Source organism: Labrys sp. 22185 (assembly GCF_052045555.1).
Lineage (GTDB): Bacteria > Pseudomonadota > Alphaproteobacteria > Rhizobiales > Labraceae > Labrys > Labrys neptuniae.
Genome location: NZ_JBQEPH010000006.1, coordinates 310,779 through 324,787, shown reverse-complemented (window position 1 = coordinate 324,787; position 14,009 = coordinate 310,779). Strand labels below are relative to the sequence as shown.

Here is a 14,009-nt window from a genome sequence, read left to right as displayed (position 1 = left end):
TCAATGCGCGGCAAAGAGCATGTCGTTGATGCGGGTTTCGAGCGCGGCCTGCGTGCCGGTACCCATCTCTTCGGGCGGCACGCTGTTGAGCTCGGCCTTGACCTCCCCGGGATGGGGCGAAAGCAGCAGGATGCGCGTGCCGATGCGGATGGCTTCCTCGATGGAGTGGGTCACGAAAAGCACGGTGAAGCGGGTGTCGTCCCATAGCCGCAGCAATTCGTCCTGCATCTTGCGGCGCGTCAGGGCATCGAGGGCAGCAAAGGGCTCGTCCATCAGCAGCACGTCGGGCTCCATCGCCATGCCGCGGGCGATCGCCACGCGCTGCTTCATGCCGCCGGACAGCATATGCGGATAGGAATCGATGAACTTCGTCAGCCCGACCTTGTCGATATAGGAACGGGCGCGCTCGGCGGCCTCGGCAACCGGCACCCGCCGGCTCGACGTCAGGGCGAAGACGACGTTTTCGCGCACGGTCTTCCAGGGCAGGAGCTGGTCGAATTCCTGGAACACCATCATCCTGTCGGGACCGGGTTCGGTGACGTCGGTCCCTTTCAGGCTGATGCTGCCTTCGACGGGCGTCAGATAGCCGCCGATCGCCTTGAGGATGGTGGATTTGCCGCAGCCTGACGGGCCCAGGAGCACGAAGCGGTCGGAGGGATAGACATCGAAGGAAACGCGCCTGGTGGCGGTGACGAGGGCGTCCGGTGTCTTGTATTGCAGCGTCACGTCCTTCACCGACAAAAGTGGTGTCATGGCGCTGGGGCTCGGCGAAGCGGGCAAACTTTCCTCCCTTGGATGGCTTTCTTGCGCACTATTGGCGCTTGCGATAGGCCTAGCACTCGAAGCTGACTTGGAACTGACTCCAGGAAGACTTGGAACTGACTCCAGGAACCTGAATCTTGGGACCTGCCTCTGTCGCTGCGGAGCCGCCTTGCGCGTTTTGGTCGTCGAAGACACTGCCGATATTGCCGAGGCCGTGGTGGCGCGGCTGGAGGCGATGGGGCACGCCGTCGATTGGGAGGACAATGGCCGCACGGCCTCCGAGCTCTTGGAGGTCCAGGCCTATGACCTGGTGGTGCTCGACCTCAGCCTGCCGGGCGAGGACGGGCTCGAGCTCCTGAGGAAATTGCGGGCGCGGCGGGCCAAGATGCCGGTGCTGGTGATCACGGCCCGCTCGGCTGTGGATGCCCGGGTCGATACCCTGGATCTCGGTGCCGACGACTATCTGACCAAGCCCTTCGATTTTCGCGAGTTCGAGGCCAGGGCCCGCGCCTTGTTGCGCCGGAGCGCCGGCCTGCCCGACAATATGCTGCGCGTGGGCTCTCTCGCGATCGACCGGGCCGGGCGGGTCGCCAGCATCGGCGACAGGCCGCTCAACCTCACCCGGCGCGAATTGACGGTGCTTGAAATCCTGGCGATCCGGCCCGAGCGGATCGTGCCAAAGGAAGAACTCGTCGAACAGCTCTTCAATTTCGACCAGGATCCGAGCCCCAACGCGGTGGAGCAGTTCGTCGCCCGCCTGAGGCGCAAGCTGACGGGATCTCCGGTCGAGATCCAGACCCTGCGGGGATTGGGTTACCGGCTTGCAACGCGGTGATCTCCGCCTGTCGCTGCGCATCCGCATCATCGCCGTTCTTTCGGCGGTGTTGTCGGCGGGAGCCGTCGTGCTGGGGTTGGCCGCCTGGCAATATGCCTCGATCGCGGCCCAGCAAGCCTATGACCGGCTGCTGAGCGGGGCCACCATCCAGGTGGCCGAGAACGTCTATGTGCAGGGCGGGGTCGTGGCGCTCGATCCGCCGGTGGCGGCCTTTTCGACGCTCTCGGCCTATGACCTGGTCTACTACAAGGTCGTCGACCCGCGCGGCGTGATCGTGGCGGGTTACGAGGACCTGGCGTCGTCTGCCACTCCGGCCGCGATGCGCAGCGGCATCGTGCTGGAGGAGGGGCATTACCAGAACCAGCCGGTACGGATCGCCACCATCGCGCGCCGGATCGACGACAAGGACGCCGGACAGTGGGCCACGATCATCGTCGCACAGACTGTCAATGCCCGTACCGCTCTGGCACGTGACCTTACCCTGAAGGCGCTTGCCGTGATCGCAGCGATGAGCGTGCTGGCATTGCTGGCGGTAGGGTTCGCCGTTCGCTTCGGCCTGAAGCCGCTGGCTTTGATCGAACAGGAGATCGTGGAGAGGCGGCCCGACGATTTGCGTCCGATCCGGGCCGGGCGTCCCGCCGAGATCCGCAACCTCGTCCAGGCCATCGATGATTTCATGCGCCGGTTGTCCGAACGGATGGCGCTGATGCAGCGTTTCATCGCCGACGCGGCGCATCAGATCCGCACACCCCTGGCGGCGCTCGATGCTCAGGTCGAGCTGCTTTCGGGACCGCAGGATGCGAAGCGGCGGGCCGAACATTTGTCGCGCGTTCGGGAACGGACAACCGAGCTGGCCCGCCTGACCCGGCAGCTTCTCGACCACGCCATGGTCGTCCATCGCGCGGATGCGGCGCAGACCTCGCCGATCGATCTCAACGAACTCGCCAAGGCGACGCTCGCGAAATCCGTGCCCCTCTCGCTGGCACGAGAGGTCGATATCGCCTTCGAGCACGCTGTTCCGCCACCTGTCATCGAGGGCGATGCCATCAGCCTGCGCGAGGCGCTGGCCAATCTGATCGACAACGCCCTGGTCCATGGTGCAAGCAGTCGCCTCACCGTGGTGGTCGGCCAGGTGGGCGACCGGGCCTGGATCGAGGTGCGGGACGATGGCGAAGGCTTCCCTCAGGAAGAAAGGGGGAGCCTCGTCGCCCCTTTCCAGAAGGGTGAGCGATCCGCGGGGTCAGGGCTCGGTCTGGCGATTGCCGACGAGGTCGCACGCGCCCATGGCGGTGCCCTGGAATTCACCGAGGAGGACGGGCTCACGGTGGTGCGCCTGTGCCTTTCGGTGTCGCGCAAATGACCGCAGGGCGGAGGCGGCCTATTTGTCCGCCAGCAGGTGGCGGATGAACTGGTTGAACAGCTCCGTTTGGCTGGAAATGCCGAGCTTGGCATAGATGTTCTTGCGGTGGATCTTGACCGTGCCCTCGGTAATGTCGAGCAGGCTGCCGATCGAGAGGCTGGAATGGCCGCGCAGCACCAGGCTGACGATGGTCTGCTCGCGCGGCGTCAGCAGCGCCGGCGCGAAGCTGAGAAAGGCCTGTTCGATGGCATGCTCGCGCGGAGCAGGTGCGGCCCCCGGGTCCCTTCCCTCTGCGAGGGCCTGCCACTGGCGGCCCATGAGTGCGAGCACCATCGGCGCTGCCCGGGCGAGATCCGCCATTTCAGCGGTTGCGAACGGGGATGAACCGTTCTGGCGCAACAGCGAATAGGCGAGATAGAGATCCGGCCTGAGGGCGTGCAGGAAGACGATCTCTTCGGTAAGGGAGCCGCTTTCCATCGAGATGCAGGGGTGGACGTCTGGCGAATTGAAGTATTCGCCTTCGAAGAAATCATCCGGGGCGAGATCGTGCAGGCGATAGAGGCCTGACGGCGTGGCGTGCACGCAGGCGGTGTAGACGGCGTCGAGCAGATAGGTGCCGGCGAGATAATTGGCCATGATCTGCGAAGAAGACACCGCCTTCAGGCCGTCATGCAGCAGCGTCGGCCTGTCTTCGAGCGGATAGGCGAAGATGCAGCTCAGGTCGAAGGGAGCAATTTGCCCCAGGGCTGCGTCGAGGGCAGCTGCAAATTGCGGAGAACCCAGCAGGGCGACCAGGTCCGGCGTCGCATGATGCCAGCTGTCTGCGGCCGATCGTTCGCGGCTGTTCATGGCCGTCCCTTCATCCTCCGTTTCCTGCTTGCCTGTATGCCCGCTCCCGTCAGCGGCAGCCTCTATCTCTTTAGGGATATTTATCGCAACGCTGCTTTTCGGATCATCGGGATGTCGCAAAGAGGAGAATTTTACAAGCTCCTCGGCAAGAGGGGACTTCCATGACGATCGAGACGACCAGCCGCCCGACCGGCGGCGTAACCTATCAGAGTGTCGACGAGGCCTATTTCGAGCAACGCCAGCTCAAGCGCCATGCCGGACTGTTCACCCTGTGGATGATGGGCGTCGGCGCCGTCGTCGCCGGCGAATATTCGGGCTGGAACATCGGCCTTTCGCAAGGCGGCTTCGGCGGCATGCTGCTCGGTGCGCTGATCATCGGCTTCATGTATGTCTGCCTGTGCTCGTCGATCAGCGAGATGAGCGCGGCCCTGCCGCATACGGGCGGCGCCTATTCCTTCGCGCGCACCGCGCTCGGGCCCTGGGGCGGCTTCACCACGGGCCTGGCCGAGAACATCGAATTCGTGCTGGCCCCTGGCGCCAACATGTTCTTCATGGCCTCCTATCTCGCCGCCATTTTCGGCACGCCCGACAGCTGGCTGCCGCTGTGGTGGATCGCCGGCTATATGGTGATGCTCGGCCTGTCCGTGCGTGGCCTGGAACTGTCGATGCGGGTGGTGGTCTGGATCACCGTCGCGGCCGTGCTGGTCCTGTTGTTCTTCTTCGTTGTGGCCCTTCCTCATGTGGATTTCGTTCGGCATGCGCTCAACATCGGCACGGACGGCAAGCTCGTGGCCGACGGCGCGGGCCCCTGGCTGCCCTTCGGCCTCACGGGCGTCATGCTGTCGCTGCCCTTCGGCGTCTACATGTTCCTGGCCGTCGAGCAATTGCCGCTCACCGCCGAGGAAGCCAAGAACCCCACGCGCGACATGCCGCGCGCCCTGATCCTGTCGATCCTGACGCTGATCGCGCTCGCCCTCGGCGTGCTGTTCTTCAGCGCCTCCATTCCGCCGGGCGCCCATGCCATGGGTTCGTCGGGTGAGCCGCTGCTCGATGGCTTCCGTACCATCTTCGGCGATGGCTGGGCCAAGCTGCTGGCGGGCGTGGCGGTGCTGGGGCTTGCCGCAAGCTTCTTCGCCGGCAGCTTCGCCTCGGGCCGCAACATCTATTCGCTGTCGCGCGCCGGCTATCTGCCGACCGTGCTGTCGGTGACCAATCCGCGCACCAAGACGCCGAACATCGCGTTGGCGACCGGCGCGGGCTTTGCCCTCATCGTGCTGCTGGCGATCTGGTTCCTGGGCGGCAAGGACAATGTTGCCTTCATGGCCGGCTTCCTGGTCAGCATGATCGTGTTCGCGGGCATGGTGTCCTACATCCTGCAGAGCATCGCCTTCCTACGCCTGCGCCGGCTCTATCCCGATATCGCCAGGCCGTTCCGCAGCCCCTTCGGTGCCTTCGGGGCCTATGCCACCATCGGCATCTGCATCCTCACGCTCGGCTACCAGTTCTTCGATCCGCTCTATCGCTGGGCGGCGATCGCGGCGGCGGCCTGGTATCTGATCGGCCTCGGCTATTTCGGCTTCTATCGCCGCCATCGCCTGGTGCTGTCGCCGGAGGAGGAATTCGCGGTCTCCGGCGGCACGCGCGGCCGCCCGCTCGGCGAGCATTGAAGCGCCGGCCGGAGCGAACGGATATCGGCCGGGTGTTTCGGTCGATTATGGATCGAATAGTCTAAATTCAAGTGAGGACATCATGGCCGCAAGGCTAGCAGGCAAGACCGCCATCATTTCGGGCGGGGCGACGGGCATGGGCGGGGCGGCTTCCAGGCTGTTCGCGGCCGAGGGCGCCAAGGTCGCCATCATCGACCGCAACGGTACCGCGGCGGAGGAGACGGCGGCGGCCATCCGGGCGGCGGGAGGCGAGGCAGCCGCCTTCGTCGCCGACGTCTCGGAGGAGGCCGAAGTCGAGACGGCGGTCAGGGCGGTGCAGGAGCGCTTCGGTCCCGTCACCACCTTGTTCAATCATGCCGGCACCATCCTGATCAAACCCTTCCTCGAGATCTCGCTCACCGAGTGGGACTGGCTGCATGCGGTCAATGTCCGCTCGATGTTCCTGATGACCCGGGCGGTGCTGCCTCAGATGATCGCCCATGGCGGCGGTTCGATCGTCTGCACCTCCTCGATCTCTGCGGTGGCGGCGACGCCGATGGAAGTGCTTTATGACACCACCAAGGGCGCCTGCCACATGTTCGCTCGGGCCATCGCCGTGGAGTTCCGGGACCGCAACATCCGCTGCAATGCCGTCTGTCCGGGCTTCATCCGCACGCCGCATGGCCTGCGCGAGGTCGCCGAGCTGCAGGCGCATGGCGTCGACGTCTCCGATGCCGCCATCGCGGCCCAGCAGGGGCGGATCGGCGAGCCCGAGGATGTTGCGCGGGCAGCGCTCTATCTCGCCAGCGACGAGTCGAGCTTCGTCAACGGCGCCCATCTGTTCGTGGACAACGGCTTCACCGCGATCTGAGCCTCTGCCTTCCGCTTTCCTCCGGCCGGCGAAGCACGATATCGTGGCGCCGGCCGGATCATGATGGGGGAGGGCGAGGTGAGCGCCAGCGACGAGACTCAAGCGGACGGCCTGTCCGCCCTGGACCTTGCCTTTCTGCGGCAGTCGATCGCCCTGTCGGACGAGTCCAGGCGGCGCGGCCGCCATCCCTTCGCCGCGCTGGTGGTCGACGGGAATGGCAATGTCGTCGCCTCGGCCGGCAACAATTCGATGCCGCCCGAGGGCGATCCGACCCAGCACGCCGAACTGGTGGCAGCCGCGGCGGCGGCCAAGGCGAGGACGCCGGAGGAACTCGCCGCCTCGACGCTCTACACCAGCGCCGAACCCTGCTGCATGTGCGCGGGCGCCGTCTATTGGACGGGCATCGGGCGGGTGGTCTATGCCCTCTCGGAACATCGCCTGCTCGAACTCACCGGCGCCCATCCCGAAAACCTCACCTTCTCGCTGCCCTGCCGCGAGGTTTTTGCGCGGGGACAGCGTCGGATCGACGTGGTCGGCCCCGCGCTGGAAGACGAGGCGGCCGTGCCTCACCTGGGTTTCTGGAGGTGAGGAGCGGGGGGCTTCGAGATATATGTCTGGCGTTGCTTTCCTACGACGATCATTGCCGCGCTCTGACGCCCATCTCGGCCAAATGCGCATAGCAGGGGGAGCAGCAGTCTTGCCTTGCTGCGCCATCCGGTATCTTGCAAGCTTCGAAGATCCAGCCGGTTGTGCAAGGCCTTGATTCGAAACGCGTCCGAAACCTCGAGGCGGTGAGAGCGAGTGCCTGACCGCGGGTCACATGGCAGGATGTCTATCGAGCGTGTCAACGAAGAGCAGGGCGATGGTTCCAGACGATAGCGACAATATCTTCGATCTGGCACCCATGTCGCTCTGGCTGGAAGACTACACCACTCTGCGTGAGCAGTTCGAGGCATGGCGCGCAGAGGGGGTGACGGATCTGCGAGCCTTTCTTTTGGCAGATCCCGCCAGGCTTGCTCATTGTTCGAGCCTCATTCATGTGCTCAAGGTCAACCGCAAGACCCTTTCGCTGTATGAAGCCGACAGTGTCGACCATCTCGTGGCCAATCTCGGCAGGGTGCTGCGTGACGACATGCTCGAGGCGCACATCGATGAGTTGAAGCAGCTTTGGGACGGCGCCACGGAGTTTTACAGCAACACGGTCAACTATACGTTGGGCGGCAAGCGTCTCGACATTCAGCTGCGCGGCATCATCCTGCCAGGACATGAGCAGGTGTGGGACCGTGTGCTCCTGGCCATCGAGGACGTGACCGCCCTCGAGGATGCCCGCCGCCAGACGGCGAAACAGCAGCAATATGCTTCAGCCCTCTTCGAGCACTCGCCGGTTTCGCTCTGGGTCGAAGACTTCAGCCGCATCAAGCAGTTGATGGACGACCTGCGGGCGCGCGGCATCGTCGATTTTCGGGTTTTCACGGATGTTCACCCCGAATTCGTGCGCCAATGCATGAGCGAAATCCGGGTTCTCGACATCAACAAGGAGACACTGGCCCTCTTCCTTGCCGCCGACAAGCCGACACTCCTGCAAAACCTGCCGCGCGTGTTCCAATCCGATATGGAAGCCCATTTCCGCGAACAATTGATTGATTTGTGGAATGGCGTTTTCTTTCAGCGCCGGGAGGTGCTCAATCACGCACTCGACGGCACCGAACGCTATCTTCTCCTGCAATTGTCCCTTCTTCCGGGACATGAAGAGGACTGGTCGCAGGTGCAGGTCGCGCTGACCGACATTACGGCGCGCAAGAAGGCGGAAGCCTATCTCGAATATCTCGGCAAGCACGATGTCCTGACGAAATTGTTCAATCGCGCCTTCTATGTCGACGAGCTGAACCGGCTGGAGCGCAACAATTTTTCGCCCGTGTCGATCATCGCCATCGATCTCGATCGGCTCAAATCCGTGAACGACCAGTGGGGTCATGCGACCGGTGACGCCTTGTTGCGGCGCGTCGGCGAGATCTTGAACGAGGCCGTCAAAAAACCGGGGCACGCCGCTCGCATCGGCGGCGACGAGTTTGCCGTCGTCCTTCCCTATGTCGACGAGCGCGGTGCGACGGCCATGATGGAAAACATCGAGCGCCTCGTCGAGATCAACAATCAATATTATTCACAGATGGCCCTGAGCGTCTCGATGGGTGCTGCCACCAGCCAGGACGGAGAAAAGCTCGAATCCGTCGCCAGGCGAGCCGATCTCCTGATGTATGAGAACAAGCACCGGCATCATTCCGATCCAAGCTAGTGCATCGCCGGGCGTCCTTCAGGTCGCGGCCACGTCCAGCAGCGATGCAACGGCTGGGGCATCGAAGCCGCCGATGCCCTCGCCGATATCGGCGCTGACCGACTTGACCAGCGCCGCCGGGTCGCGTTGTCGCAAGGCCTGGATGATCTCCTGGTGGCGGTCGACCACGTAGAGTTCGGCGACATGTTCCATGGCGACGCCCTGGACCGGGCCGAGCTGCAGCCAGACGCTTTCGATCATCGGCAATACGATGCGATCGGGGCTGATGCTGTAGATGGTGCGGTGAAACTGCTGGTTGGCAAGCAGGGCACCGACCTTGTCCTGCCTGGCGATGGCCTCGTCGATGGCGAGATCCATCTCGACCAGCTGGTCGATCTGGCGCTCGGTAATATGCGCGACGGCCCGCCGCGCCGCATGCTGTTCCAGCACGACGCGCAGCGAGATCAACTCCTCGAAGAGCTCCGGCGTGACGGCCGGAACCTGGATCCGGCGATTTTCGAGCAGTTTGAGAGCGCCGATCGAGGTGAGCTGTCTGAGCGCCTCGCGCACGGGCGTGGAGCTGCTTTCGAGCGCGGCGGCGAGGCCGCGTATGGTCAGCGAGGTTCCGGGCCGGAAAGCTCCTACCATGATGGCCTGCCTGAGGCGCAGGAAGACATAATCATGCGTCGTCGTACCATCGGCCCGGGCCAATGGCGGCAGTACCAACTTCTTCAATAATCTCGCCTCCCTGCGAACCTCACATATCTGCTTATCGCGAAGCCGGGCTTGATTCCAGTCGGATATGATGTCACATACTTAATAATGTGATCACAAAATGGAGCGCGCATGATGACGGCCGACAGCATCGATCGGGACACCCTGGCAGCTTTGCTGAAGGAAGACAGCCCGATCGAGAGCATCCAGGCCGTGGTCTGCGACCTCAACGGCATCATGCGCGGCAAGCGCGTACCGGTCAGCCAGGCCGAGAAGGTGCTGGGCGGCGGCATCCGCATGCCCTTGTCGATCGTCGGCGTCGACGTCTGGGGCGAGGACATCATCGACAGCGAGCATGTGTTCGCCTCGGGCGACATGGACGGCATCTGCGGGGCGACCGGACGCGGCATCCTGCCGGTGGCCTGGACCTCGCGGCCGAGCGCTCTGGTGCCGCTCTGGCTCTTCCTGGAGAGCGGCGAGCCCTTCCTTGCCGATCCGCGCCAGGCGCTCGCCGCCGTGGTGCGCGAATACCAGAAGCTCGGCCTGCGGCCGGTGGTGGCGACGGAGATGGAGTTCTATCTGATCGACCCGGAGCCCGACAGCGCCGTGCCGCCGATCTCGCCCTACACCGGCAAGCGGCTCGATTCGGACGCCATTCTCTCTATCGACGAACTCAACGATTTCGGCGAGTTCATCTCCGACGTCTATGCCGAATGCGAGCGCCAGAACGTGGCGGCGGATGCGGCGATCGCCGAGAACGGCATCGGCCAGTTCGAGATCAACCTCCTGCACAGCGACGATCCCCTGAAAGCGGCCGATGACGCCGTCTTCTTCAAGCGCATCGTCAAGGGTGTCGCGCGCAAGCACGGCCTTGCGGCCACCTTCATGGCCAAGCCTTACGGCACGCGCTCGGGCAACGGCATGCATGTACATTTCAGCCTGCTCGATGCCGAAGGTCGCAACGTCTTCAACGACGGCAGCAAGGAAGGTTCGCCGATCCTGCGTCATGCCGTGGCCGGTTTGCTGCGCGGCATGGCCGAGACCACGCTGTTGTTCGCGCCGCATTTCAACTCCTATCGCCGCCTCAGGCCCGACACCCACGCTCCGACCACGATCGCCTGGGGCTATGAGAACCGCACCGCAGCCGTCCGCATTCCCGGCGGCAGCCCGGCTGCACGCCGTATCGAGCATCGGGTCGCCGGGGCGGATGCCAACCCCTATCTGGTGGTCGCGGCCATACTCGGCGCGGCCCTGATCGGCATCCGCAAGCAATGGACGCCGCCCGAGCCCATCATGGGGCGCGCCCATCTGCCGAGCGCATCGGCCAAGATCCCGTCCGAATGGGGACAGGCGGTCGATGCCTTCGAGGCCGGCGAGATCGCCGCCGAGATTTTCGACCCCGTGCTGCGCTCGATGCTGATCGCCTGCAAACGCCAGGAGATCGCCGGTTTCGCCGAACAGGTCACCGACTACGAATTCGCCGCCTATCTCGAAATCGTCTGAGCTGTCTTTCAATCCATCGCCTTCCGGCCGTGGCGCCGACCAGACCTCCGGTTTGGTGCGCGCGACGGCCGGTCCATGAGGTATGTCCGCCATGTCCACCGTCGAGTTCGCCACCGCCCATCCGCCATCATCCAGCGCCGGCCACGCGGCGACCTATTATGCCGCCACCGCCAAGGGCGCCTTCGAACGTCCCGTCCTCAACGAACATTTGACGGCCGATATCTGCGTGATCGGCGCCGGCTTTACCGGCATTTCCGCGGCACTGGAACTGGCCGAGCGCGGCTATAGCGTGGTCGTGCTGGAGGCCATGCGCATCGGCTTCGGCGCCTCCGGGCGCAATGGCGGCCAGATCGTCAACGGCTACAGCCGCGACCTCGATGTGATCGAGAAGCGCTATGGCGCCAAGGCGGCCAAGGCGCTCGGCGCCATGGCCGGCGAGGGCGCCGACATCATCCGCGGCCGCATCGCCCAATATGGCATCGATTGCGACCTCGTGCCCGGCGGCTTCTTCGCTGCCTTCACCGACAAGCAACTGCGCGAGCTCGATGAGCAGCAGCGCATCTGGGAGCGCCATGGCCATGGCGGCCTGGAACGCATCGACCGGGCGGGCCTGCCTGACATCGTCGCCTCGGACCGCTATGTCGGCGGCCTGGTCGATCACAAGGGCGGCCATATCCATCCGCTCAGCCTGGTGCTGGGGGAGGCCGCGGCCGTGGAAAAGCATGGCGGGCGGATCTTCGAGCGCTCGCCGGTGCTCTCGGTCGAGCAGGGAGCCAAACCGGTGGTGCGCACCCAGCACGGAGCGGTGACCTGCACCTATCTCCTCGTCTGCGGCAATGCCTATATCGGCGATCTTCTGCCCGAGATCGGCGGCAAGATGATGCCGGTGTCCAGCCAGGTCATCGCCACCGAGCCGCTGGACGAGGCGGTAATCCGCGACCTGCTGCCGGCCAATTATTGCGTCGAGGACATGAACTATATCCTCGATTATTATCGCCGTACCGCCGACAACCGCCTGCTTTTCGGCGGCGGCATCGTCTATGGCGGCGGCGATCCCGCCAGCATCGAGGCCAAGATCCGGCCAAGCCTGGCCAGGACCTTCCCACAGCTCGCCAATATCCGCTTCGACTATGCCTGGAGCGGCAATTTCGCCTTGACCCTGACGCGCATCCCGCATGTCGGGCGGCTGTCGCCCTCGATCTATTTCTCGCATGGCGACAGCGGCCACGGCGTCACCACCACCCACCTGCTTGGCAAGATCCTGGGCGAAGCGGTGGCCGGCCAGGCCGAACGTTTCGATGTCTGGAGCAGCCTGCCTTATTATCCCTTCCCGGGCGGCAAGACCTTCCGGGTGCCGCTGACCGTGCTTGGCGCCTGGTGGTACGGCCTGCGCGACAAGTTCGGCCTGTGACGGCAGACTCGGAAAGATGTTTCTTGTCATGCCCGGGCTTGTTCCGGGCATCCAGAGATCGTCTTTCTCGGCGAGTATCTCCTGGATTGCCGGGTCGAAGCCCGGCAATGACAAAGGCCGGGATAGCTCGAATTCTGGTCACATGCTTTGGGACCTCAACCCGCTACCATCGCACCTGCGACATGATGGCTGTTCCAGTGGATCGGTGCGCTGGGGCAGTGTAAGTCCGACATATTCACGAGGGGCGGGAGACCGTCTCCGCAATCAGGGAGTGAGCGATGCTCGACAAGCGCAAGTTCTTCATCGACGGCAAGTGGGTGGATCCTGTCGTTCCCAACGATCTGCAGGTGCTGGATCCGGCCACCGAGCAGCCGGTCGCGGTGATCTCCATGGGCACGCCCGCCGATGTCGACAAGGCCGTCGCCGCCGCCAAGAAGGCCTTCGCCACCTATTCGCGCACCAGCGTCGAGGAGCGCCTGGCGCTGCTGGAAAAGCTGCTCGACGTCTACAAGCGCCGCTATGAGGAGATGGCCCAGACCATCACGCTCGAACTCGGTGCGCCGATCTCGATGAGCCGGGCCCAGCAGGCCGATGTCGGCGTCGGCCATCTGCAGGGCTTCATCGATGCGCTGCGTCATCTCAAGGCCCGCGATACCCTGCCCAATGGCGATGTGGTGCTGCGCGAGCCGATCGGTGTCTGCGGCCTGATCACCCCCTGGAACTGGCCGATCAACCAGATCGCGCTCAAGGTGGTGCCGGCGCTCGCCACCGGCAGCACCTGCGTGCTCAAGCCGAGCGAGTTCACCCCCCTCAACGCGCTGCTCTATGCCGAAATGGTCGAGGAAGCCGGCTTCCCCGCCGGCGTGTTCAACCTGGTGAACGGCGATGGCCCCTCGGTCGGCGCTGCCCTCTCCAAGCACAAGGACATCGACATGATGTCCTTCACCGGCTCGACCCGCGCCGGCATCGCCGTCAGCAAGGATGCGGCCGAGACCGTCAAGCGCGTCACGCTGGAGCTCGGCGGCAAGTCGCCCAACATCATCTTCGAGGATGCCGACCTGGAAGATCGCGTCGCCGGCAGCGTGCTGGAATGCTTCAACAATTCCGGCCAGTCCTGCGACGCACCGACCCGCATGCTGGTGCAGCGTTCGGTCTATGACAAGGTCGTCGACATCGCAGAGCGTACCGGCAGGACGCAGGCCGTCGGCGATCCCAAGCAGGAAGGCGAGCATATCGGCCCGCTGGTCAGCGACATCCAGTTCGGCCGCGTGCAGGCTTTGATCGAGGCCGGCGTCGCCGAAGGCGCGCGCGTGCTGATCGGCGGTCCCGGCAAGCCGGAAGGCTATGAGAAGGGCTATTTCACCAAGCCCACCATCTTCGCCGATGTCGATCCCAACATGCGCATCGCCCGCGAGGAGATCTTCGGCCCGGTGCTGTCGATCATTCCCTTCGACACCGAGGAGCAGGCGATCGAGCTCGCCAACGACACCAATTACGGTCTTGCCGCCTATCTGCAGACCGGCGACGACAAAAGGGCCGAGCGGGTCGCGGCCAGGCTGCGCGCCGGCATGGTGCACATCAATGGCGGGCCTCATCGCTATGGCAGCCCGTTCGGCGGCTACAAGCAGTCCGGCAATGGCCGCGAGGGCGGCATCTTCGGCCTGGAGGACTTCCTCGAGGTGAAGACGGTGCATCGCCCCTGATGGGATTGTCAGAGGCGGGCTTCGGCCCGTAGCGCAACAAAACGCCGCCGGGATCGCTCTCCGGCGGCGTTCTTCGTTCGATG

At 64.3% G+C, this 14,009-nt stretch carries 12 protein-coding genes; 9 read left to right on the top strand and 3 right to left on the bottom strand.

Annotated features, from left to right (window positions below; all coding sequences use genetic code 11):
- Window positions 1–753 carry an ABC transporter ATP-binding protein gene (locus ACTJKX_RS15205; RefSeq protein ID WP_311944627.1) on the bottom strand — a complete coding sequence of 251 codons (753 nt, stop codon included), beginning with the start codon at window positions 751–753 and terminating at the stop codon, window positions 1–3.
- 178 nt (window positions 754–931) lie between these two features.
- Here ACTJKX_RS15205 and ACTJKX_RS15200 point away from each other — a divergent pair, with 178 nt between their 5' ends.
- Together ACTJKX_RS15200 and ACTJKX_RS15195 are read left to right on the top strand one after the other, a co-directional pair.
- Complete coding sequence (locus ACTJKX_RS15200) at window positions 932–1,597, top strand: response regulator (RefSeq protein ID WP_440725761.1); 666 nt, start codon at window positions 932–934, stop codon at window positions 1,595–1,597.
- Window positions 1,584–2,957, top strand: a complete 1,374-nt coding sequence (locus tag ACTJKX_RS15195; RefSeq protein WP_440725760.1) for a sensor histidine kinase — start codon at window positions 1,584–1,586, stop codon at window positions 2,955–2,957. Before ACTJKX_RS15200 ends, ACTJKX_RS15195 begins: the two co-directional genes overlap by 14 nt.
- A gap of 18 nt (window positions 2,958–2,975) precedes the next feature.
- Here ACTJKX_RS15195 and ACTJKX_RS15190 read toward each other — a convergent pair whose 3' ends face one another.
- The gene (locus ACTJKX_RS15190; RefSeq protein ID WP_440725759.1) at window positions 2,976–3,806 is read right to left on the bottom strand and encodes a response regulator transcription factor; all 831 of its coding nucleotides are present in this window, start codon (window positions 3,804–3,806) and stop codon (window positions 2,976–2,978) included.
- Window positions 3,807–3,967: 161 nt separating this feature from the next.
- Here ACTJKX_RS15190 and ACTJKX_RS15185 point away from each other — a divergent pair, with 161 nt between their 5' ends.
- The 4 genes from ACTJKX_RS15185 (at window position 3,968) to ACTJKX_RS15170 (ending at window position 8,616) form a co-directional block, all read left to right on the top strand.
- Window positions 3,968–5,473, top strand: a complete 1,506-nt coding sequence (locus ACTJKX_RS15185) for an amino acid permease (RefSeq protein WP_440725758.1) — start codon at window positions 3,968–3,970, stop codon at window positions 5,471–5,473.
- A gap of 82 nt (window positions 5,474–5,555) precedes the next feature.
- The gene (locus ACTJKX_RS15180) at window positions 5,556–6,323 is read left to right on the top strand and encodes an SDR family NAD(P)-dependent oxidoreductase (protein ID WP_440725757.1); all 768 of its coding nucleotides are present in this window, start codon (window positions 5,556–5,558) and stop codon (window positions 6,321–6,323) included.
- A gap of 60 nt (window positions 6,324–6,383) precedes the next feature.
- A complete protein-coding gene (locus ACTJKX_RS15175) occupies window positions 6,384–6,911 on the top strand; it encodes a nucleoside deaminase (protein ID WP_440725756.1) in 528 nt (175 codons plus the stop codon).
- A 274-nt stretch (window positions 6,912–7,185) separates the two neighbouring features.
- Window positions 7,186–8,616, top strand: a complete 1,431-nt coding sequence (locus ACTJKX_RS15170; RefSeq protein WP_367626753.1) for a sensor domain-containing diguanylate cyclase — start codon at window positions 7,186–7,188, stop codon at window positions 8,614–8,616.
- An 18-nt stretch (window positions 8,617–8,634) separates the two neighbouring features.
- On the opposite strand, the gene ACTJKX_RS15165 is transcribed toward ACTJKX_RS15170, so the two are convergent.
- Window positions 8,635–9,330 (bottom strand): GntR family transcriptional regulator, encoded by a 696-nt coding sequence (locus ACTJKX_RS15165; RefSeq protein ID WP_440725755.1) that lies wholly within the window; start codon window positions 9,328–9,330, stop codon window positions 8,635–8,637.
- 114 nt (window positions 9,331–9,444) lie between these two features.
- Between ACTJKX_RS15165 and ACTJKX_RS15160 the strand changes: the two genes are divergently transcribed.
- The 3 genes from ACTJKX_RS15160 (at window position 9,445) to ACTJKX_RS15150 (ending at window position 13,926) form a co-directional block, all read left to right on the top strand.
- Window positions 9,445–10,812: a glutamine synthetase family protein gene (locus tag ACTJKX_RS15160; RefSeq protein WP_311944683.1), complete on the top strand. Its 1,368-nt coding sequence runs from the start codon at window positions 9,445–9,447 to the stop codon at window positions 10,810–10,812.
- Between the two features lie 91 nt (window positions 10,813–10,903).
- A complete protein-coding gene (locus tag ACTJKX_RS15155) occupies window positions 10,904–12,223 on the top strand; it encodes an NAD(P)/FAD-dependent oxidoreductase (RefSeq protein WP_440725754.1) in 1,320 nt (439 codons plus the stop codon).
- 278 nt (window positions 12,224–12,501) lie between these two features.
- Window positions 12,502–13,926 (top strand): aldehyde dehydrogenase family protein, encoded by a 1,425-nt coding sequence (locus tag ACTJKX_RS15150; RefSeq protein ID WP_367626756.1) that lies wholly within the window; start codon window positions 12,502–12,504, stop codon window positions 13,924–13,926.
- Window positions 13,927–14,009 lie beyond the last annotated feature (83 nt).

What these genes read in the sequence shown, in the direction of transcription:
- ACTJKX_RS15155 (WP_440725754.1), top strand. Translation starts at nt 10,904, where the DNA reads ATGTCCACCGTCGAGTTCGCCACCGCCCATCCGCCATCATCCAGCGCC.
- ACTJKX_RS15190 (WP_440725759.1), bottom strand. Translation starts at nt 3,806, where the DNA reads ATGAACAGCCGCGAACGATCGGCCGCAGACAGCTGGCATCATGCGACG.
- ACTJKX_RS15205 (WP_311944627.1), bottom strand. Translation starts at nt 753, where the DNA reads ATGACACCACTTTTGTCGGTGAAGGACGTGACGCTGCAATACAAGACA.
- ACTJKX_RS15150 (WP_367626756.1), top strand. Translation starts at nt 12,502, where the DNA reads ATGCTCGACAAGCGCAAGTTCTTCATCGACGGCAAGTGGGTGGATCCT.
- ACTJKX_RS15180 (WP_440725757.1), top strand. Translation starts at nt 5,556, where the DNA reads ATGGCCGCAAGGCTAGCAGGCAAGACCGCCATCATTTCGGGCGGGGCG.
- ACTJKX_RS15175 (WP_440725756.1), top strand. Translation starts at nt 6,384, where the DNA reads ATGATGGGGGAGGGCGAGGTGAGCGCCAGCGACGAGACTCAAGCGGAC.
- ACTJKX_RS15185 (WP_440725758.1), top strand. Translation starts at nt 3,968, where the DNA reads ATGACGATCGAGACGACCAGCCGCCCGACCGGCGGCGTAACCTATCAG.
- ACTJKX_RS15160 (WP_311944683.1), top strand. Translation starts at nt 9,445, where the DNA reads ATGACGGCCGACAGCATCGATCGGGACACCCTGGCAGCTTTGCTGAAG.
- ACTJKX_RS15170 (WP_367626753.1), top strand. Translation starts at nt 7,186, where the DNA reads ATGGTTCCAGACGATAGCGACAATATCTTCGATCTGGCACCCATGTCG.